The sequence below is a fragment of the Paenibacillus pasadenensis genome, assembly GCF_002864175.1.
GTDB lineage: Bacteria > Bacillota > Bacilli > Paenibacillales > Paenibacillaceae > Paenibacillus_O > Paenibacillus_O pasadenensis.
Genome location: NZ_NFEZ01000004.1, coordinates 1,432,499 through 1,453,156, shown reverse-complemented (window position 1 = coordinate 1,453,156; position 20,658 = coordinate 1,432,499). Strand labels below are relative to the sequence as shown.

The following is a 20,658-nucleotide window of genomic DNA, read 5'->3' as shown; positions in this document are numbered from 1 at the left end:
TACCGTCCGATCCCCCAGTGGGTCTAGAGAAACATTGTTGTCCTAATGCGCCTTTTTGTGGCTCTGCGCAACACTTTCCGCCTCCTGCAACGCCGCTTAGCCTGCTCTGGATATGCCATTTTTATGCAGGATGACGTCTCGTTTTTTCCAAGCCGCGGCAGCAAAAAAAAATCCAAGGCAGAGGGGGCTGCCTTGGATTCGTAGCCTCGCGCTGCGCCGCAGCGACTGCGGTCGAGGCCGCCTATTGCCAGGAGGCCAGCTCGCTGCCGCAGCGCGTGCAGCGCTTGGCGTCGAGCCGGTTCTCCGCCTTGCAGCGGCCGCAGAGCACATGCACCTGGCCCTCGAGCTGCAGCGCCGGCAGCACGCCCTCTTCGGGGAAGGGGGCGCCGCAATCCGGGCAGTAGCGGGCCTCATGGTCGGCCTCGCGCCCGCAGGTCGCGCAAGCCTTGAGCGCCTTGAGCGCGCGGATGCGCTGCTCGAGCTGGTCGATCTGCCCCTGCGCCGACACGATCCGTTGGCAGAGCCGATGGGCGGCCTCATGGGAGGCGGCCATGTCGTCCTTCATATAAGCGGCGAACACGGCGTCGCCGATCTCTTTCTTGAGCCGCGAGATGTCGCGCTGGCGAAGCGCGACCTGGGACTTGAGCCGCGCGGTCTCCATCGTCTGCTGAGCCGCCTTCGCCGCTTCGGCCGCTCCTTGCTTCATTTTGTCGAATATGGACATGATGCACGCTCCCCGCTTCCGGGATGAAGGTTCTTCCCCTAAGGCTACACCAATCGCAGCTTGACCGGCAAGGCATGACAGTTGTCATGTCAGATCGCTTACGGCTATGACTGCCTGTGCCCCGCCCCTTTCCCTATACTGGAATTATCAGCCGCAGCGCTCCGCGCGCCATACGGCCACACGGGAGGAAGCCATGAACCAGACGAAACAGCTCCGCAAGATGATCGCTCCCTTCGAGCGCAACGACAAGACCGCCAGCGTGCGCCAGCTGCTCAATACGATCCCGCCGTTCATCCTGCTCTGGATCGCGGCTTATGCCAGCTTGCAGGTCTCGTATGCCCTGACGCTGCTGCTGTCCGCGCTCGCGGCCGGCTTCCTCATCCGCAGCTTCATCATCTTCCACGACTGCTGCCACGGCTCGTTCTTCCGCAGCCGCAAGGCCAACGACGCGCTCGGCACGCTGCTCGGCATCCTGACGCTGTTCCCATACGAGCAATGGAAGCACAGCCACAACATCCACCACGCCGGCAGCGGCAACCTGGAGCGCCGCGGCACGGGCGACATGTGGCTGCTCACCGTCAAGGAATACAAGGAAGCGTCCGCTTGGACGAAGCTGCGCTACCGCATCTACCGCAACCCGTTCGTGCTGTTCGTCGTCGGACCGATCGCGCTCATCCTGATCACCTACCGCTTCAACGAAAAAGGCGCGCGCCTCAAGGAGCGCCGCAACACCTGGCTGACCAACGCCGGCATCGCCGTCCTCTACTCGCTGCTCATCTGGGCGATCGGCTGGCAGTCGTTCCTGCTCGTGCAGCTGCCGGTATTCTGGATCTCCGGCGCCGCCGGCATCTGGCTGTTCTACGTCCAGCATCAGTTCGAGGACTCCTACTTCGAGCATGAGGAAGAGTGGGACTACGTCAAGGCGGCCGTAGAAGGCAGCTCGTTCTACAAGCTGCCCGCCTGGCTGCAATGGCTGACCGGCAACATCGGCTACCACCATGTGCATCATCTAAGCCCGCGCGTGCCGAACTATCATCTGCAGCAGGCGCATGAAGCCGCGCCGCCGCTCGAGCATGCGACGACGATCACGCTGCTCACGAGCCTCAAGTCGCTGCGCTTCAACCTGTGGGACGACGAGCGGCGCCAGTTCGTCACGTTCCGCGAAGGCATCCGCCGCGCCGCGGAGCCGCCGCTTCGCTCCACCGGACGCCCGGCCTGAGACGGATATTTTGCCGGATAGTATGCTACAATGAGGCTAACCATCCCCGCCGGAAGACAGCGGCCTGAGCGCCGCCGTCCGGCCCAAGGAGCAAGCAGCGCATGCAGCAAAAATGGAATCAGATCCTGCCCCGCAACACCGGGCTCGGACCGTATATCTGGCTGGCCTTCATCGTCCTGCCGTTCTATTTCATCTTCCGCTACCCGGATACGGGCAGCATTCTCGCCGGCAGCCTCATGGTTGCCGTCTTTTTCATCTGCTACCGGCTCACGCGCGAGGGCCGGGGCTGGCGGATGTATACCGGCATCGCGATCCAGATGGCCATTTCGGCGGCGATGACGATTTATTTCCACTACCCTTACTTCGGCTTCTTCCTGGCGTTCTATATCGGCAACACGCGCAGCAGGGCCGGCTTCACGAGCCTCTATGTCGTGCATCTCGTGCTCGTCGCCGCCACGATCTATACCGCCTACTTCATGCATAACCGCTTCTTCATCCAGCAGTCGCCCTTCGTCGCGATCCTGCTGATCGGCGTCTCGGTGCTGCCGTTCAGCCGCTACAACTGGCTCAAGCAGGAGCGGCTCCAAGGGCAGCTCGAGGATGCCAACCGACGCATCGCCGACCTGCTCGTGCTGGAGGAGCGGCAGCGGATCGCGCTCGACCTGCATGACACGCTCGGCCAGCAGCTGTCGCTCATCCGCCTCAAAAGCGACCTTGCCGGCAAGCTCGTCTCCAAAAATCCCGAGCGGGCCCGCGCGGAAATGAGCGACGTGCACCAGACCGCGCGCATCGCGCTGCAGGAGGTGCGCGACATGGTCTCGCATATGCGCGGAGCCCGGCTCGAGGACGAGCTCGGGCGGGTCGGCCAGATTCTGCGCGCGGCCGAGATCGAGTTCGAGCTGGTCGGCGATCCGAAGCTTGCGCATACGTCCCGTTTCACCGAGAACGTGCTCAGCATGTGCGTCAAGGAGGCGGTCACGAACGTCGTCAAGCATAGCCGGGCTTCCCGCTGCCTCGTGCGGATCGAGCAGAAGCCCGACCTGCTCCGCGTGCTCGTCCAGGACAACGGCATCGGCATGCGGCTGCCGCGCGCCCAGGATCGGGGCAACGGCCTGCAAGGCATGAAGGAGCGGCTCGAGTTCATCAACGGCAGCCTCCAGATCGGCCAAGGCGCCGGTATGGATTCGAAGTCGGCCGCCGGCGCGAAAGCCTCGGATTCAAAGGGCGGGACGCGCGCTGCCGGGACGGACGGCGCTGCCGGAAGGCCGGGCACGACGCTGTATATGATTGCGCCGCATAATGTCAGCCGCAGAGAAAAGGAGGATTTCCAATGATCCGAATCGTGCTTGCCGAGGACCAGCGGCTGCTGCTGGGCGCTCTCGGCTCCCTCATCGACCTCGAGGAGGACATGCAGGTCGTCGGCCAGGCGACGAGCGGCGAGGACGCCGTCGCGCTCGTGCGCAAGCACAAGCCCGACATCTGCATCATGGACATCGAGATGCCCGTCATGAACGGGCTCGAGGCGGCCGAGCAGTTGAAGGACAGCGGCTGCCGGGTGATGATCCTGACGACGTTCGCCCGCAGCGGTTACTTCGAGCGGGCGCTCAAGGCGGGCGTGCAGGCGTATCTGCTCAAGGACAGCTCGAGCGACGAGCTCGCCACGTCCATCCGCAGCGTCATGGAAGGACGCCGCCTGTACGCGCCCGAGCTCGTCGACGAGGTGTACAACGAGAGCAACCCGCTCACCGAACGCGAGCGGGAAGTGATGGAGCTCGTCTCCGCCGGCAAAAACACCAAGGAGATCGCGAGCCAGCTGTACCTCTCGAGCGGCACGGTCCGCAACTACATCTCCGTCATCCTCGACAAGCTCGGCGTCAGCAACCGGATCGAGGCCGTCTCCCGCTTCAAGGAGAAGGGCTGGTTCAAGTGAAATTGAGTAAAGGCCGCAAAAGCCGACTAATCGGCTTCTGCGGCCTTATTTTCGCTCCTCGCCTGCTCTATCCGCTGCTCTAACTCCGCCGTTGCTCGGAAAAACCGAGCAACTCCGCTCTAAACACTCCCCTAGCGCCGACGTTGCTCGGAAAAACCGAGCAACTCCTCTCCAGCCGCTGCCCTAGCTCCGCCGTTACGCGGATAAACCGAGCAACTCCTCTCCAGCCGCTGCCCTAGCTCCGCCGTTGCTCGGATAAACCGAGTAACTCCTCTCCAAACGCCGCCTAGCGCCGACGTTACTCGGAAAAACCGAGCAACTCCTCTCCAGCCGCTGCCCTAGCTCCGCCGTTGCTCGGATAAACCGAGCAACTCCTCTCCGAGTTAGTGTACCGCAGCGCAACTCGATGGCTGTAACCCGAAAATGTCGGGTTGCAGGCGTCCATGAGCTCGGTTCAAAGGCTGTAACCCGAAAATGTCGGGTTGCAGGCGTCCGGGAGCTCGATTCAGAGGCTGTAACTCGAAAATGTCGGGTTGCGGGCGTCCGGGAGCTCGGGCCAGTGGCTGTAACCCGAAAATGTCGGGTTGCAGGCGTCCGGCGGACGATCGCTTGGTAGGTCAAGTGAAGCGCGACCATCCGAGCGAAGTTGGACTTGGAGCAAAGGTCGCTTGTGCTGCGGCAGTGGGCGTGCTGGCCCAGCGGAGCGGACGGAATCCTCCTGGAGAAGCGGCAGCGGTTCCCTTGAAGGCCGGATTCCTTCCGTTTCGGAAAGGGAGATCAGAGGAATCTGGGCTTCAGCGGAATCGGAGGGAGGTTCCGTCCGCGCAGCGGCTGTCCTCGGCACGCTGCTTCGTCCGCGCAGCGGCTCTCCCCGGCACGCAGCTCCGTCCGCGCAGCGGCTCTCCCCGGCACGCAGCTTCGTCCGCGCAGCGGCTCTACTCGGCACGCAGCTTCGCCCGCGAAGCGACTCCAGCCGTCCGCGAAGCGGCGGACTACGCCAATAACCCCCGCCGCTCAGAAGCCAGGCTTCCGAGCGGCGGGGGCGGCTTCCCGTCGGCTCAGCCCTTCACGCCGCCGACGGTCATGCCTTTGACGAAGTATTTCTGCAGGAACGGATAAACGATGATCATCGGCAAGCTCGCCACGATCGTCATCGTCGCGCGGATCGACGTCGGCGTGACGAAGTTGGCGCTCGCGTTCGCGCTGTTGGCGAACGCCGAGGCGGACGTCATCGACGAGTTCGAGTTGGAGTTGGCCAGCATCTTCATCAGCTCGTACTGCAGCGTGCTGAGGTTGGCCTTCTCGGAGTTGTACAGGAAGACGTCGAACCACGAGTTCCACTGGAACACGCCGGTGAACAGCGCCACGGTGGCGAGCGCCGGCAGCGCCAGCGGAATGACGATCTGCATGAACGTGCGGAACTCGCCCGCGCCGTCGATGCGCGCCGACTCGATGATGCCCTCCGGCAGCCCTTCGATGAAGGAGCGGATGACGATCATGTTGAACACCCCGATGATGCCCGGCACGATGTACACCCAGAAGCTGCCGATCAGGTCCAGGTCGCGCATGAGCAGGTAGTTCGGGATGAGGCCGCCGTTCAGGTACATCGTCAGGATGAACGTCACCGTCACGAAGCGGCGCAGCAGGAACTCCGGCCGGCTGATCGTATAGGCGACCATCGCGGAGCAGAACACCGTGACGATCGTGCCGATGACCGTCCGCAGGATGGAGACGAGCGTCGCGTGGAAGATCGTCGCTTCCTGGAACACGTACTTGTAGTTGTCGAGGCTGAAGTCGCGCGGCAGCAAGTAGATGCCGCCGCGGATCGAGTCGTTGGCGTTGTTCAGCGACACGGCCAGCGTGTTGAGGAACGGGTAGAGCGTGAAGATGACGAGCAGGGAAAGGAAGATGAAGTTGAACAGGTCAAACAGGCGGTCGCCCGGGGATTGGAACCGTTTGTACACCTTGCGCGGCTTTTCGGGCTTCTTGCCCGCGCCAACCTGCTGCGCTGCCGGTGTTGCCATGATACATCGCTCCTTTTAGAACAGTCTCTGCTCGCCAAGACGCTTCGCCAGCGAGTTGGCTCCGAACAGCAGGATGAAGCTGACGACCGTCTTGAAGATGCCGGCCGCGGTCGCGAGCGAGAAGTTGCCCATCGAGATGCCGTATTTGAGGACGAAGATTTCCAGGTTTTCCGAATAGTCGGCGTTCATGCCGTTGCCCATCAGGTACTGCGGCTCGAAGCCCGTCTCGAGGATGTTTCCGAGGTTCATGATGAGCAGGATGATGATGACCGGCTTGAGGCCCGGCAGCGTGATGTGCTGGATGCGCTGCATCCGGTTCGCGCCGTCGATCTCGGCCGCCTCGTACTGCGACGGATCGATCATCGTCATCGCCGCCAGATAGACGATCGTATTCCAGCCGACGTCCTTCCACACCTCGGAGGCGCCGAGGATGCCCCAGAAGTAATGGCCGACGCCGAGCCACATGATCGGCCGGTCGATGATGCCGAGCCACATCAAGAGCTCGTTGACGATGCCGCCGTCGATCGACAGCGCCGTCGAGATGATGTTCGCCGCCACGACCCAGGAGATGAAGTGCGGCAGGTAGCTGATCGTCTGCACGGCGCGCTTGAAGAACGCGATGCGCACCTCGTTGAGCAGGATCGCCAGAGCGATCGCGGTGACGAAGCCGAGCACCAGCTTGATGACGGCCATCGCCAGCGTATTGCGCAGGACGCGCAGGAACGAGTCGTCGGAGAACAGGAAGCGGAACTGCTCGAGGCCGACCCACTCCTGCTCGAACATGCCCAGGTTCGGGCGGTAATGCTGGAAGGCGATCGTCCAGCCCCACAGCGGCACATATTTGAAGATGAAAATCCAGATGACGAACGGCACCGACATGAGCACCAGCGCCTTCTGCTTGGACAGCGTCCTGAACCAGCGTCCTACCTTTCCCGGCTCCGCGGACGGCGCGGACGGGACGGCGGCGGTTTCTTGGCTGCGCATCGTATCTCTCCTCTCCTATCCAACCGGCATGCCGATCGGCAAAAACCGGACCGGTGCGACTGACCCGGTCCGGTCCGAAACCATTCAGCCTGTTCTCAGTTGCCTTGCGTCTTGGCAATCTTCGCGGCGACTTCCTTGGTCATCGTCTCCTCGTAGGCCTTCACGTCGAGCTTGTTGAATTCCTTGAGGTATTCGTCCCAGATGCCGTCGAACTGCTCCGGCTTCGCCAGCACGAGCTTGGAGAAGTACTTGAGCTTGAGGTCCTTGGACTTCTGCGTGAAGATCTGCGCCGGCGAGCCTTGCTCCAGCGAGATGCTCCAGGCCGGGTACCACGGACGCTCATCCGGCTTGGCGAACAGGTCGGAGAACGTCTTCGCGCCGTATTTCTCGAGAATCAGCTTGTCGCCTTCGGTGAACGAAGCCTGCGCGACCTCCGGCTGGCGGCCGGCGTTGAACGAGTTGCCGTCGGCCAGCGTGGAGCCGCCGCCGTACATCGGCCAGCTGTAGTTGAAGTAGGAGAAGCCGATGCTTTCCTGCGTCTTGTTGTCCTTGAGCATCTCGATCTGCTCCGGCGTGCGGTAGAAGCGGCCTTTGTCGTCCACCTCGTACTCCTCGCCCTTGACGCCCCACTGGATGAGCACCTGGTTCTCTTCCTTGAGCATGTTGTCGAAGAACTCGATGATGCGCACCGGATCCTTGGCCGACGTCGTGATGCCGACGCCGCGGTTGTTGACGAAGGACGGCGGATCGAGGTACTGGTCCTTCTCGACGCCGCTGAACACGATCGGCAGCGGCATGTAGTCGAGGTCGTCGTTGCCCGTCTTCTTGATGTTCTGCAGCGCCTGGTTCACCTGCCAGCCGTAGTCGAAGAAGCCAAGCACGTTGCCGGAGGAGATTTTCGCCAGGTACTGGTCGTAGTTGTTGACGAACGAGGATTCGTCGTAAAGTCCCTTGCTGTTGACCTCGTTCAGCTTCTTCAGCCAGTTTTTCGTGTTGTCGGTGTTCGAATACGTCTTGGCCTCGTGGCTCGTCATGTCGACGATGACGTCGCCGTCGTTCGGATAGCCGGCCAGATGCATCGGCGGGTTGAAGATGCCCATCGTGCGCCAGTCGTAGATGAGCGAGGTGAAGCCGGTCAGCTTGTCGCCGGAGTGGTTCGCCTTATACTTGTCGATCAGGTCGAAGTACTCGTCCAGCGTCTTGATTTTCGGATAGCCGGCTTCCTTCAGCACGCGGCGCTGGATGAAGAACGCGCCCTGCTCGATCGTCGGGTTGGAGATGTATTCGCCTACGACCGGGCTGAACGGCAGGAAGTAGATGTTGCCGTCCTCCGCCTTCATCAGGTTCATGTAAGGGCCATAGACGCGCTGGATGTTCGGAGCATGCTTCTCGATCAGCTCGTTGAGCGGGATGAACGCCTTGGCGTCAAGCACCTTGTCGATGGCCGTATCCGGCGAGAGCACGTCCGGATAGTTGCCGCTCGCGATCATCGTGCCGATCTTCGTATTGACGTCGCCGACCGGATACTGGAGGTTGAAGTTGACGCCGGTCTGCTCCTCGAGCAGCTTGCCGATCTTCGTCTTGTTGGACTCGATGTTCGGCACCTGGGCTCCGGCGTTGAAATACGTGAACGTGACCGGATCCTTCGCCGGCGCCGCCTTCTCGCCTGCGCCCGCGTTCGCCGATGCCTCCGGAGCTGCCGCTCCTCCGTTGCTGCCCGCGTTCCCGGAATTGCCCGAGTTGCCGCTGCAGCCGGCCAGCGCCGTGGCCATCGCTACCGCGAGGACCAGCAAGCCCTTTTTCGTCTTGACCATCTCTTTGCTCCCCTTCCCTATCGTCCGTGAATGTGCAGCTGTTCCTGTAAGCACTTTCATTTTATGACGGAAGCGCTTTACCGACACCCCTGCAAACTTTAGCTCCTACCCTAAAAAGTTTAGGAGTTGCCTCGGATCGCTGCCGGCTCCGCGATTTCCTCGCGCTGCGGAAGGCGGATGCGCACGCTCGTGCCCTGGCGGCGGACGCTGTCCATCTGCAGCTCGAACCGTTCGCCGTAATAAAGGCGCAAGCGCCGATAGACGTTCTGGATGCCGACATGGTCGCCGAAAGGCTCGTCCCGCTGCAGCCCGCCGCGGATCGCCTCCAGCTCCTCCGGCTCCATGCCGGCTCCGTCGTCGACCACCTCGGCGATCAGCGCGCTGCCCTCGACGCGGAACAAGAGGTTGATGCTGCCGCCGCGCTTGCTCTTCTCGATGCCGTGGATGCTGGCGTTCTCGACGAACGGCAGGACGGACATCTTCGGCACGAGCCAGCCGAGCGCCTCGTCGTCGGCCACGACGGAGTAGTCCAGCTTGTCGCCGAAGCGGTATTTCTGGATCTCGAGGAAGCAGTGGATCAGCTCGAGCTCCTCGCGCACGGTCATCCAGTCGCGGTCCCAGGAGAGCGAGCGACGGAAGATCTTGGCCATGTTGTGGATGATCTTGGCCGTCTCCTCCTCTTTTTTGATGAGGCTGCGCATGCGGATCGTCTCCAGCGCGTTGAAGAGGAAATGCGGATTGATCTGGCTCTGCAGCGCATGCAGCTGCGCCTGGTTGCGCTTGATCTCGAGATCCTTGCGCAGGATGTCGGCCAGGTAGACGTCGTCGATCAGGCTTTTGATCTGCAGCGTCATGCGGTTGAACTCGTTCGTCAGCTGGCCGATCTCGTCGCGGTAGTCGGGCTGCTCGACGGGCTCGAACGAATGGTTGCGCACCCGCTTCATCTGGTGCAGGATGCGGGCGAGCCGCGAGCTGAGCGAGCGGGTGAACCAGAGGATGATGAGCGTCGGCACGAGGATGTTCGGCAGCGCGAGGTAGACGACGAAGTTGCGGGATTTGTACACATCCTGCAGCACCCGATGCTCCGGGAACGCGCCCTCGAGGCTCCAGCCGCGCAAATAATCGACGTTGGCGATCGGCTTGCTCACCGAGATCGCGTCGGCCGCGAGCGCCTCGGGCAGGAACGACGCCTGCTCCTGCTGCCGCTCCGCGCCGCCGGACGCCGCCTCGATCCGGCCTTCCGGCCCGACGAGGTACACGTCTCCCTGCAGCGTCGCGTTGCGCATCAGCGCGCTGATGGCGCTGTAGCCGATGTCGATCTTGAGGATCGGATAGCGGCCGTGCTTCTGGCCGAAATAGTCGAGCCGGCGCACGAAGCTGAACACCGTCTCCGGACCGTGGGAAGTCTCGTTGACGCTGCGGATGACGATCGGCGAGCCGTCGCCGCCGCCGAGCGCGAGCGCGCGGTACCACGAGGAGGCCTCCACCTCCTCCGTGATCGGCCGCATCCCGCCGCCCCCGACGATGGTCGGATTGGGGGTATAGATGGCGACGTCGCGGATCGCCTTGTAGATCGGCGAGTAGCGGTACATCGTGGCGTAGATGTCCGCGTAGTAGGCATCCACATATTCCGAGGAGCTCGTGTAGGAGCGCTCGATCGCCTCGTTGAATTTGGCGTCGGTGTAGAAGATCGAAGAAATGCCGGCCGCGACGTCCATCTGGTCGAGGAAGTCGCGCCGGATCTGGTCCATCGCCGCCGAGATGTCGCTCAGCTTCTGCTGCCGGACGTTATGGGTCGTCACCTGATAAAAGACGATGTTCGTCAGCACGATCGGGATGAGCACGCAGACGATATAGACGATGAGCATCTTTTTGCGAAGGCGGACGTGGTTCAAGCTGAATCGCATCTCCGTATCCCCGTCTCTGTTTCGATTAAGGACCTTGCGCTGCCGCCGCTGGCGGCTCCAAGCAAAAAAAGCCCTTTCAAGTAGACTTTAGTCGGCTTTCGCCGCCCTGTCTACCGAAAGGGACGATGCGGGAAGGCGCTTTCTTTGAGAGCGGCCGTTCCCCGGCGGGCTCAGCCCGCCTTTCCTTCGATCTTGGAGCCTGCGCGCACGATGCTGTAGCTCAGCACGGCGCCGCTCCCGAAATGCAGGCGAAGCCGGACCTTGCGCCCCTCCTGCAGCGATTCCAGCAGCGGCTTCTTGAGCATGATGTCGCCCGTCGGATAGGAGGGCGCGAACGCCAGGCCGTACTCCTTGAACGGAGTCCACTCGCCCGGCCCCGGCACGCCTCCGTCCTCATACTCGGCCTCCAGCGTCGACAGCCGCTCGCCGCCAAACGCGACCGGAATCGCCAGCCCCTCGATCGAGCCGGTCGAATCCTGGGCCACGGGCTGCGAGACGACGGCGACAAACACGTCCCAGTCCGCTCCGCCGCTGAACGACAGCGTCAGCCGGGCGACATCGCCGGCCTGGCCGCCGACGAGCGACGAGAGCAGCGCCGCCGACAGCTTCAGCTGGCCGTCCTCCGCCGTGTAGTCGGCGCCTTCCTTCAGCGTCCTCTCTCCCGCGGCGACCGCCTGCAGCCGGTTGCCGTTCAGATCGAGCTGCAGCACGGCTTCCGCCGCCGGCTCGCCGGCCTGCATGTACACGGTGTCGGGCGACGTCGTGGAGGAGCGGCCGGTCCAGCCGGCGACCATCGTCTCCCGCAGCCGGGCGTCCGACCAGCTGCGCGTCAGGCGGTTGAAATGCTGGCCGTTGTCCCACAGCATCGTCGCGAAGCCTTTCTCGCGGGCGTAGTACGCCAGATGCTCGAAATACTTGAGCTTCTCCCCCTGCTGCACCGTGTCCAGCGACTTGTCGAACCCGAGCAGGCCGAACTCGCCGAGCACGACGGGGATGCCGGCGGGAGAGAAGGTCGCCGCCACGCGGTCGAACGTCTCCTCCAGGTCGCGCCTCGCCCGTTCGTCGAACGTCGTCGCTCCGCCGAGATTGACGCTGAACGGATAGTAGCCGTAATAGTGGATCGTCGCGATCAGCCGCTCGTCCTCCATCTTGCGCATCGTCCGCAGCAGCTCGTCCAGCCTCGCCTGCGACGCGCTGGCCGTCATCGACGAGAGGACGAGCGGCCGCCGCGAGTTGCCTCCTCCCGAGCCGCGCACGATTTCATGGAAGGCCACGTTCAGCTCGTCGAGCATCGCGAAGTACGCGGGATCGTCCTTGTTCCAGTCGTCCGAGAAGCGCGGCTCGTTGACGCTCTCGAACATCAGCTGCTCGGGATAGCCGCGGAACCGCTCCGCGATCTGCCGCCAGAGCGCCTCGTAGCGGGCCTTCACCTCGTCGGGGTTGCTTTGCATGTCCTTGATCCACTCGCCGGAATCATGATGCAGGTTGAGCATGACGAGCAGGTCCGCGCCGAGCGACCAATCGACGACTTCCTGGATGCGGTCCAGAAAAGCGGGATCGATCCGGTATTCCGGCCCCGGCCCGGTCCGGTGGAACCAGGTGACCGGCAGCCGCAGGCTCCGGTAGCCCTGGCCGGCCACCGCCTCGACGAGATCCTTCGTCGTCCGCGGATTGCCCCATGAAGTCTCGTCTCCGATCGCATCGAACGTATTGCCCAAATTCCACCCGGGCTGCATGCGCTTCACATAATCGTCCATCGCCATCTCCTTTTCGGGCTTGACCAGCATCGCCGCCAGGACGGCGCAGACGGCCGCTGCGGCCGCCAGTCCCAGCATCGCGGCAGCCCATCGCTTGTGGTATGCCTTCATGAGCCGCCTTCGATCCGGTCCGCTCCGGTGTCCTGCATGGACATCCAGGAGATGCGGCCGGGCCGGGCCGGCTGCCCCGAGGCGCCGTGGAACGATACCGTCCTCGGCAGGCCCGGCAGCACGTCGAAGAAATTGTCCGAGAACCGTCCGGCCTGCTCCGCCGCCAGCCGCACCTGCCGCGCCAGCGTATCGGACGAGACGGTCCAGCTTCCGTCCTCCGCCTCGGTGACGGCGATGCGCGGCCGCTCCAGCCGCTGCTGCTTGAGCGGGACGAAATAATGCCACGCCTCCGCAAGCGGCGCCCCTCCGTCCTCTTCGAGGGCGGCGACGAGCACGGCGGAGTCCGCCGGCAGCCCGCCGAGCCAATCCTCGTCCCGAAAAGCCAGCAGGACGGAGGAGCCGGCCTCGTCCAGCCGCACCTCCATGGCCTCGCGGCGCCGCTCCGTGCCGTCGAACTCCAGCAGCCGCAGCGTCAGCCTCCCGCGGACGCCGCCGGGACGGTCGGTCACCGCATGCAGGGAACGCAAGCCTCCGCTGTCGCCGAACGAGAGGAGCGTCTCCCGGAAGCTGCGCTTCGCCTGATACTGGAGCGCTTTCCAATGGCCGAAATAATCGATGCCCGACCAGGAGGCCGCCGGCCAGCAGTCGTTCATCTGCCAGTACAGGCTGCCCATGCAATAAGGCTTGGCGCGCCGGTGGGCCTCCATCGCCTCCTTCATCGCCTCGGCCTGCAGCACCTGGCTCCGATACACGAACGACGGAAAGTCCTTGGGCTCGCTCATGTAAAGGTTCATGAAATGCCGGATCCGCTGGTTGCCGCCGCCATGCTTCTGATGCGCGAGCATCGGCCTCGACTCCAGCTCCAGCTCGCTCTCCTCCGCATAGGTTCGGATCGTCGACAGCTGCGGGAACGACTGGAAGCCGTATTCGCTCATGAACCGTCCGACGTTGCCGCGGAACGCCTCGAACGGCTCCATGCCGTGCCACACGCCCCAGTAATGGACGTCGCCCTCGCCGGCATCGGCATGCCCGTGCTGGCCGGCGTCGCCGGACAGCCGGGCGAGCGGGGACGACGGCCAGTACGGCACTCCCGGAGAGAACGCCTCGACCGCCCGGGGCAGCAGGACATGGAACAGCTTCTCGTAGCCGCTCCAGATCGCGCTCCGCTGCTCCGCCGAGAAGCGGCCCTTCCACCCCCAGCCTCCCTGCTCGTCGTACTGCGACCAGGCGGAGTCGATCTCGTTGTTGCCGCACCACAGCACAAGGCTGGGATGGCGCCTCAGCCGCTTGAGGTTGTCCTCCGCCTCCGCCGCCACGCTTGCGAGGAAGGCGTCGTCGGACGGATACATGCTGCAGGCGAACATGAAGTCCTGCCACACCATCAGGCCATGCTCGTCGCACAGGTCGTAAAACGCCGAGTCCTCGTACAGCCCGCCTCCCCATACCCGCAGCATGTTCATGCCGCATTCCGCGGCCGCCTCGACCTCGGCCCGGTACTTCTCCACCGGCACCTCGGACGGGAAGCTGTCATGCGGGATGTGGTTGGCCCCCTTGGCGAACACCGGCACGCCGTTCAGCTCCAGCACGAAGCGGCTTCCGCGCTCGTCCCGCTCCGTATTCAGACGGACCGTGCGCAGTCCCGTCACGACCGTCGCCTCGTCGATCGGCTCCCCGTCGTCCAGCCGGAGCAGCTCCGCCTTGAAGGCATGGCGCTCGGGCTTCCCGAGGCCGCGGCACCACCAGAGCCGCGGCTGCTCGAGCTCCAGCTCCACCGACAGGACGTCGGTCCCCGGCCGCAGCTCCACCTGCCGCTCCCAGCGGCGCCCGCCCTCGCTGATGCGCAGGACGGCGGCGCATGCGGCCAGCGTGCGCACCTCGACCTGCGCCGTCAGCCGGGCCGTCTGCGCCGTGATCTCGTCCTGGCGGATGAAGAAGTCGGCGATGCGGCTGCCTCTCCAGCCGGCCAGCCGGGCCTCTCGCCAGATTCCGCTCGTGACGAAGCGCGGTCCCCAGTCCCAGCCGTAGTGGTACGGCGCCTTGCGGGCGAACACGCTGATCTTGTCGTCGCCGAGGCCGCCGAGCTCCGACTGGTCGTTGGCCGCGGGCAGGGCGATGCCGAGCGCCTGGAGCTTCGGCAGGTCCTCGCGGACCGGCGAGCGGAAGACGACGCGGAGCACATTGTCCTTTTCCGCCGCGATGCCCTTGACGTCGGCGCTCCAGCGGCGGAACATGTTGTCCGCCGAGAGCACCGGCCTGCCGTTGAGGCTCACGTCCGCATACGTGTCCAGCCCGTCGAACTCCAGCTCGAGGCTCGGCAGCAGCAGCATCTCCGCCGGAACGTCGAACCTCGTCTCGTAGTCCCAGTCCAGCTTGTCGATCCATTGCAGCTCGCGCTCGTTGTCGGAGCCGAACGGATCGGCGATGACGCGGTTGCGCAGCAGGTCGGCATGCACGCAGCCGGGAACGACGGCCGGCATCCATTCGTCGCTGCCGCTCGACTTGAACATCCATTGGCGAAAACGAAGGACAGATGCCGTCATGCCCGCCCTCCCTCGGCCGCGCGGAGCTCGCCGGCGAGCGGATAGGAGGCCAGGTCGGGCAGCTGGTCGCGGGAGAGGGCGAGCGGATGGGCGTAAAAGGCCCGCAGGCGCTCCGCCTCGGTATGCTTGCCGGAGTAGGCGATGCGGCCGTCCTCGCCGCCCCGCTCATAGACGTACTCCCCGTACCAGGTGCAGATCCACGCCCAGAGCGCGCCTTCGGCGGCCATCGCGTCGAGGTCCGGCAGCGCGCCGTTTTCCGTCATCGCGACGATTTTGTCCTCCGCGGAGAACGATCGGGCGAGCCGGTACCGGCCCGCCTGCGACTCGTGGCTGCGCGCCGGCGGATAGATGTCCTCGCCGATGATGTCCACCGTCTCGTCGCCCGGGTACCAGTCCGCATGCTGTCCGTTCCACACCCAGATCAGGTTGTGGAGGCCATGCAGGCCGGTCAGCCGCCGGAACATCAGGTTCCACAGGGCGATGCACGCCTCGGGGCCGGACGCCCCCCACCAGAACCAGCCGCCGGACGCCTCGTGCAGCGGCCGCCACAGCACCGGCACGCCGGCCTCCTGCAGCTTCGCCAGCTGGACCGCGATCTCGTCGATGTCGCGCAGGAGCAGCCGGTAGCCGTCGGAGTCCTCGTCGGCCAGCGCCCGCGCCAGATCGAACGTCGTCGCCTTCGTATAGAAGCCGCTGCTCCAGCTCTTGTCCGGCGGCTCGTCGATCAGATCCTGCGGCGCGTTCCAATGCCAGCAGAACGTGACGATGCCTCCGCTCCGCCACCAGTCGATGGCGAGCTCCGTGTCCTTGCCGGACGATCCCCGTTCCGTGCGGGACGGAGAGTAGTCCATGAAGTCGAACCCGCCGATCGCGGGATAATGCCCCGTCGTCTCGCGGATGAGGTCCAGCTCCGGCGTCGAGGCGACGCCGATCTGCTGGCCGGTCAAGCATCTGCGGCCGTACTGGTCCCTCAGGAAGGCCATGAGCCGCCGAGCGCCGTCTCCGGCGTCGCGATCGGCCATGCCCTGCCCGCCGAACCGGGAGTCGCGTAGCTGTTCCATCGTTCCTTCCTCCTTGCCAAGTCTGGATTCGGCTGCCGCCGGCAAGCGCCGGGGCGGGTCAGCCGATGATGCCGCTGCGCTCGACGCTCTCGACGAAATAGCGCTGCACGGCGAGATAAAGCAGCACGAGCGGAAGGATCGCGAGCAGGATGCCGGTGTCGATGATCATCGCCACATGGTTCGGATCGGCCTTGACCGCTCCCCCGCCGGCGGACGTGCCCAGCATGCCCGGGATCAGCATGTTCGCCTGCGCGGCGAGCGTGCTGATCTTGGTCGGCATCAGCTTCAGCTCGTTCATGAACAGCGAGGTGAAGAACGTGTCGTTGTACTGCCAGACGAAGCTGAACAGCACGACGGTAATGAGCGGCGGAACCGCGTTCGGCATCATGATGCTGGCGAACGTGCGCAGCCCGCCCGCGCCGTCGATGAGGGCGGCCTCCTCGATCTCCTTGGGCATGCCCTTGAAGAACTGGCGGAAGATGTAGATGAACAGCCCCGCCTTGAGCCCGATCGCCGTCGCCGAGGCGATCAGCGAGGGCCAGTATGTGTTGAGCAGGTTGAAGCCCGGCTTGCCCGTCAGCAGCTGGACGAGGCCGAGCGGGTCGAAGCTGCGGAAGTTCAGGTACATCGGCACCATCAGCGTGCCGGTCGGCACGAGGATCGTCAGGATGACCAGCCCGAACAGGACGCTGCTGCCCGGGAACGGGAAGCGGGCGAAGCCGTATCCGGCGAGGGCGCAGGAGGCCGCCGTCAGCGCCGTCGTCGCCGCGGCGAACAGCAGCGTATTCCCGAGCAGCGGCGCGTAGTCGAGGATCTGGGCCGCCATGCGGATGTTGTCGAGCGTGAAGTGCACGGGAATCATGTAGATCGTCGGGTTGTAGATGTCCGCCTTGTCCTTGAAGGCGATCGACACCTTCATGAGCAGCGGGTAGAGAATGATGAACGAGATTCCCGCAAGCAGCAGGTAGCGGAACAGGACGTACAGCATGTCGGCCGACTTCTTCCCCGCCTTCTGCAGCCGCATGTTTGGGCTCCGGGACGGTTCGGCCGCGGCGGGAGCGGCCTCGGGCATTGCCTGCATCGGTTTCCTCCTCCTTCTATTCGGTCAGTCGTAGTGGACCTTGCGGGACAGCGTCCAGCCGATGACGGCCAGGATGATGCCGACGATGACGGTGTAGATCCACGACATGGCCGCGCTCAAGCCGAAGTTCTGCGTCGTGAACGCCGTCTTGAAGATCGTGTCCGTGACGGCGCTGCCGCTGAAGGAATCGATGATCGTATAGATGACGTTCGTCAGGATGAGCGGGCTCACGAGCGGAAAGGTGATCTTCCAGAACGATTCGTACGCGGTCGCGCCTTCCATCTTGGCGACCTCGTACATCGCCGACGGCACCGACTGGAGCGCGGCGAGGAAGATCAGGATCTGCACGCCGGAGCTCGTGATGATGTCGTAGATGCGCAGGATGGCGCTGACGATATAGTCGGCGAAGGCGTCGGGCAGCCCCGCGTCGCCGAGCAGCATGACCATCGACATCGCGTTGTAGGACGAGCTGGACCCGGCCATCTCGTTCACGGCCGTCGCATCGCCGACGAGGTTGATCAGGCCGGACGCCTCCGCCGCGGAGATCGCGCTCGAGGCGAGGATGACGGGCAGGAAGAACACCGCCCTCGCCAGCGCCCGGCCCCGGAACCTCTGGTTCAGCAGCGTCGCGGAGAACAGGCTGAAGAACAGGATCATCGGCACGTTCAGCGCCATCTCGGCGACCGATTGCGTGAGGATCCGGTTGAACGAGGCGTCGACGAACAGCGCATTCCGGAAATTGTCCAGGCCGACCGACTGCAGCGCGTAGCCGCCCGGCTCGACCGTCAGCTTGCTGAGGCTGAAGCGGATCGACTGCAGCAGGGGAGCCGCGAACAGGAACGCGAAGCCGAGCAGCCAGGGCGCGATGAACGCGAGCCCGAGCAAGGAGCGCTTGCGGGCCAGCGACAGCGGTGCCATTCTCATGAGGCCTTCCCTCCGATCCAGTAGCTTTCGGGCGCGAGCGTCCGCCCGTTCACGGTCTGCGGCTGATCCGAATAGTTGATCAGGAACGTCGTGCCCTTGGCGTAACGCACCTCCACGACCCCGCCGGGATGGCGGACATGCTCGGCGATGACGTCGTTCTGCACCGGCGCGAGCGCCTTGTCGGCTTCGAGATAGAGCGCGGCGGCTTCCTTCAGCCAGAGGCCGCTCTCCGAGGAGAAGCGGGCGTCGAACGAGGTGAACTTCAGCTTGGACGACGGCTCATGCGACAAATAGAAGCGCGGAGCCGCTCCCAGCTCCAGCGAGCGCAGCAGCTGCTTGCGCATGTCCTGCTCGTCGGCCAGGTTCCACGCCTGCCCGGCGTAGGGAATGGAGCCGTGGACGACCATCTGGTAGAACGGCACCTCCTCGTCGGTGAGGACGAAGCCGCTGGAGCCCGTCGGCACGTCGACGAGATGGTCGGCGTCCTTCCAGGCGTACGCGTTGCCGCCGACGAGCAGCGTCCGGCCGACGCTGCCGGAGATCTTGCCGAGCTCCCGCTCCACGATCGTCTTGGCCGCCTCCCGCTGCACGACCCGCCCCTCCCGGTAATCCGAGGCGAGCACGTCGCCCAGATCGCGCAAGGCGACTCCGGAGGCGGCGTCCTGCCGCTTGAAGCCGGCGAGGAAGGCGTCCACGTAGGAAGGAAGCTTCGTCGGCGACAGCAGGTAGAAGGAGCCGAGCGTCATGTCCATCCGGCTCAGCGCACGGTTGTACGGATACAGCTCCGCCTGCTCGCGGGTGACGAAGCGCGCCGCGTCCGCGGAAGGCTTGAAGCCCCCGTCGTCCCGGTAGATCCGCTGGAAGGCCGTGTCCGGGAACAGCAGGCCGCCCTGGCTCTCCAGCTGCTGGCGCAGCGCCTTGAGGCCGCGCTCTCCCCCGAGGCCGCCCGCGGCCCGGAGCGAGTCCGGGGAGCCGTGCTCGGCGCCGCCGCTGGACCAGCCCTCGTAGCGCATCAGGACGCGGCTCGCGCCGAGCTGCTTCAGCTGCTCGGCGATGCTTCCCGCCTGCTCGAACGTCGTCATCGTCACGAGCGAGCGGTACGGCACGCCGAGGAACGACTTCCGCTTGTCGACCGCGCCGAGAATGTCCAGGTAGAAGGGAAGGCTCCCCTGCTCCTGCAGCGGCTGCAGGACGCCGGACGCCTGCAGCTGCGAGCGGTACTCGGCCGCCATCCCGGAATAGCTGGCGGCGTCATGGTCGAGGAAGCTGTAGCGGACCGTGAGGTCTCCCCGATGAAGCCGGTCGTTCAGCAGCTGGATCTCCTGGACCTTGTTGCCGGTGTACAGCTCCAGCACGTCCTCGCCGCGGACGTGGAAGCGGCTGTGGACGAAGTTGTAGCTGTTCTTCTTGCCGCTGATGTCGGCCGCGACGCTCGCGAGCGCGTCGCCCTGCTCGATCGTCGCGAGCCACGCCGCGTTACCCGCCTTCAGGCCGAACACAGGCATGCGCGCGCTCTGGCTCACCTGGCCGCGCCGCCAGCTGTTGTCGTTCGGGTCCATGCCGTAGATGCGCTGCACGTACTGCTCTTCCTTCACCTTGCCGTTGTTCAGATGGATGAGGCTGCCCGAGCCGTCGGGCACGAGCATGTAGCCCTGCTCCCCGCTGCCGGCCGCGCCGAAAAAAGGAAGCACGTCGAGGCTGCGGATCTGATAGCCGGCGCCCTCCTCCACCCGGCCCATCGGCACGGTCGCCCGCAGCGAGCCGCCGTCCAGGCGGTATTCCAGCGGCACGGTGAAGTTCGGCTTGGTCGAGGCGGCTCCGCCCTCGATGCCGGCGGCCGCGTTGTCGGCCGCGAGATCGTCCGGCGTGTAGCCGGCCTTCTCGAACGCCTCGGTCATCTTGCTCAGCACGAGCGGCTTGGAAACCTGGGCGTCGAGGCGCTCCAGCAGCTCGGGATCGGCCTCGGTCGGATAATAGCGCTTCTCGACGTGCTTGGCGGAGGAGCTGTCGAGCTTGGAGAGCACCTTCTCCTCCAGCCGGGCCTTGGTGATGAGCCGAGGCAGCGCGTCGACGCCGAGCGACGTGTCGCCGATCGTATAGACGACCCGCAGGCCGCCCGGAATCGCTTCCGCCTTGAACTGCTTGGAGGAGATGCTCTGGGCGAAGTTCGTATAGGTTTCCAGCGTGCCGACGGAATCGCGGAACGAGACGGACAGCTGCGAGGAGAGCAGCTCCTTCTCGAAGCCCGAAGCCTTGGCGTCGGACTCGCGCTCGGGCGGATTGCTGTACCAGACGTCTCCTTGCCGCTTGTCCTTGACGGCGATCTCGGTCGTCTCCATGTCGTAGTACAAGGAGAGCCGGTCGGATTCGGCCGCCAGGATCATGCCGGGCACGCCGTCCGTGGCGTCGGGCAGAGCCTTCAGCTCCGCTCCCGCCTCCAGCGGCGCGGCGACGTCCGCGTAGGCCGAGGCCGGCACCGCCTTCGCCCCCCGGTCGCCGAGCAGCAGGACGGCGCAGGCGGCCGCGACGCAGACGGCGCCTCCGATCCAGGCCGCCGTTGTTCTCTTCGGTTTTTTCACAGC

The 20,658-nt window shown here is 64.7% G+C and carries 14 protein-coding genes; 3 read left to right on the top strand and 11 right to left on the bottom strand.

The window, feature by feature from the left end; translation table 11 throughout:
- Nucleotides 1-241: 241 nt before the first annotated feature.
- Complete coding sequence (locus B8V81_RS15820) at nucleotides 242-724, bottom strand: zinc ribbon domain-containing protein (protein ID WP_101808709.1); 483 nt, start codon at nucleotides 722-724, stop codon at nucleotides 242-244.
- 193 nt (nucleotides 725-917) lie between these two features.
- On the opposite strand from B8V81_RS15820, the gene desA reads away from it, so the two are divergent.
- The 3 genes from desA (at nucleotide 918) to B8V81_RS15805 (ending at nucleotide 3,873) form a co-directional block, all read left to right on the top strand.
- Complete coding sequence (gene desA / locus B8V81_RS15815) at nucleotides 918-1,943, top strand: Delta(5) desaturase DesA (protein WP_028600438.1); 1,026 nt, start codon at nucleotides 918-920, stop codon at nucleotides 1,941-1,943.
- A gap of 101 nt (nucleotides 1,944-2,044) precedes the next feature.
- Nucleotides 2,045-3,277 carry a sensor histidine kinase gene (locus B8V81_RS15810; protein WP_101808708.1) on the top strand — a complete coding sequence of 411 codons (1,233 nt, stop codon included), beginning with the start codon at nucleotides 2,045-2,047 and terminating at the stop codon, nucleotides 3,275-3,277.
- Nucleotides 3,274-3,873, top strand: coding sequence for a response regulator transcription factor (locus tag B8V81_RS15805; RefSeq protein ID WP_028600437.1), 600 nt, complete (start codon nucleotides 3,274-3,276; stop codon nucleotides 3,871-3,873). The genes B8V81_RS15810 and B8V81_RS15805 overlap by 4 nt, the downstream gene beginning before the upstream one ends.
- A gap of 1,058 nt (nucleotides 3,874-4,931) precedes the next feature.
- On the opposite strand, the gene B8V81_RS15800 is transcribed toward B8V81_RS15805, so the two are convergent.
- From B8V81_RS15800 to B8V81_RS15745, 10 genes are all read right to left on the bottom strand, one after another.
- Nucleotides 4,932-5,897, bottom strand: coding sequence for a carbohydrate ABC transporter permease (locus B8V81_RS15800; protein WP_052333585.1), 966 nt, complete (start codon nucleotides 5,895-5,897; stop codon nucleotides 4,932-4,934).
- A 15-nt stretch (nucleotides 5,898-5,912) separates the two neighbouring features.
- Nucleotides 5,913-6,776 carry an ABC transporter permease gene (locus B8V81_RS15795; protein WP_228551822.1) on the bottom strand — a complete coding sequence of 288 codons (864 nt, stop codon included), beginning with the start codon at nucleotides 6,774-6,776 and terminating at the stop codon, nucleotides 5,913-5,915.
- 200 nt (nucleotides 6,777-6,976) lie between these two features.
- Entirely contained in the window at nucleotides 6,977-8,695 is a 1,719-nt protein-coding gene (locus B8V81_RS15790) for an ABC transporter substrate-binding protein (protein ID WP_028600434.1), read from the bottom strand.
- A 119-nt stretch (nucleotides 8,696-8,814) separates the two neighbouring features.
- Complete coding sequence (locus B8V81_RS15785; protein ID WP_052333584.1) at nucleotides 8,815-10,590, bottom strand: cache domain-containing sensor histidine kinase; 1,776 nt, start codon at nucleotides 10,588-10,590, stop codon at nucleotides 8,815-8,817.
- A gap of 182 nt (nucleotides 10,591-10,772) precedes the next feature.
- Complete coding sequence (locus B8V81_RS25315) at nucleotides 10,773-12,470, bottom strand: cellulase family glycosylhydrolase (protein ID WP_180968464.1); 1,698 nt, start codon at nucleotides 12,468-12,470, stop codon at nucleotides 10,773-10,775.
- Nucleotides 12,467-15,010, bottom strand: a complete 2,544-nt coding sequence (locus B8V81_RS15765) for a beta-mannosidase (protein WP_101808705.1) — start codon at nucleotides 15,008-15,010, stop codon at nucleotides 12,467-12,469. The genes B8V81_RS25315 and B8V81_RS15765 overlap by 4 nt, the downstream gene beginning before the upstream one ends.
- A complete protein-coding gene (locus B8V81_RS15760) occupies nucleotides 15,007-16,071 on the bottom strand; it encodes a glycosyl hydrolase (protein WP_101808704.1) in 1,065 nt (354 codons plus the stop codon). The genes B8V81_RS15765 and B8V81_RS15760 overlap by 4 nt, the downstream gene beginning before the upstream one ends.
- A 58-nt stretch (nucleotides 16,072-16,129) precedes the next feature.
- Complete coding sequence (locus tag B8V81_RS15755) at nucleotides 16,130-17,095, bottom strand: carbohydrate ABC transporter permease (RefSeq protein WP_101809433.1); 966 nt, start codon at nucleotides 17,093-17,095, stop codon at nucleotides 16,130-16,132.
- 81 nt (nucleotides 17,096-17,176) lie between these two features.
- Nucleotides 17,177-18,076 (bottom strand): carbohydrate ABC transporter permease, encoded by a 900-nt coding sequence (locus B8V81_RS15750; RefSeq protein WP_028600429.1) that lies wholly within the window; start codon nucleotides 18,074-18,076, stop codon nucleotides 17,177-17,179.
- The gene (locus B8V81_RS15745) at nucleotides 18,073-20,655 is read right to left on the bottom strand and encodes a DUF5696 domain-containing protein (protein ID WP_244912772.1); all 2,583 of its coding nucleotides are present in this window, start codon (nucleotides 20,653-20,655) and stop codon (nucleotides 18,073-18,075) included. The genes B8V81_RS15750 and B8V81_RS15745 overlap by 4 nt, the downstream gene beginning before the upstream one ends.
- Nucleotides 20,656-20,658: the final 3 nt, after the last annotated feature.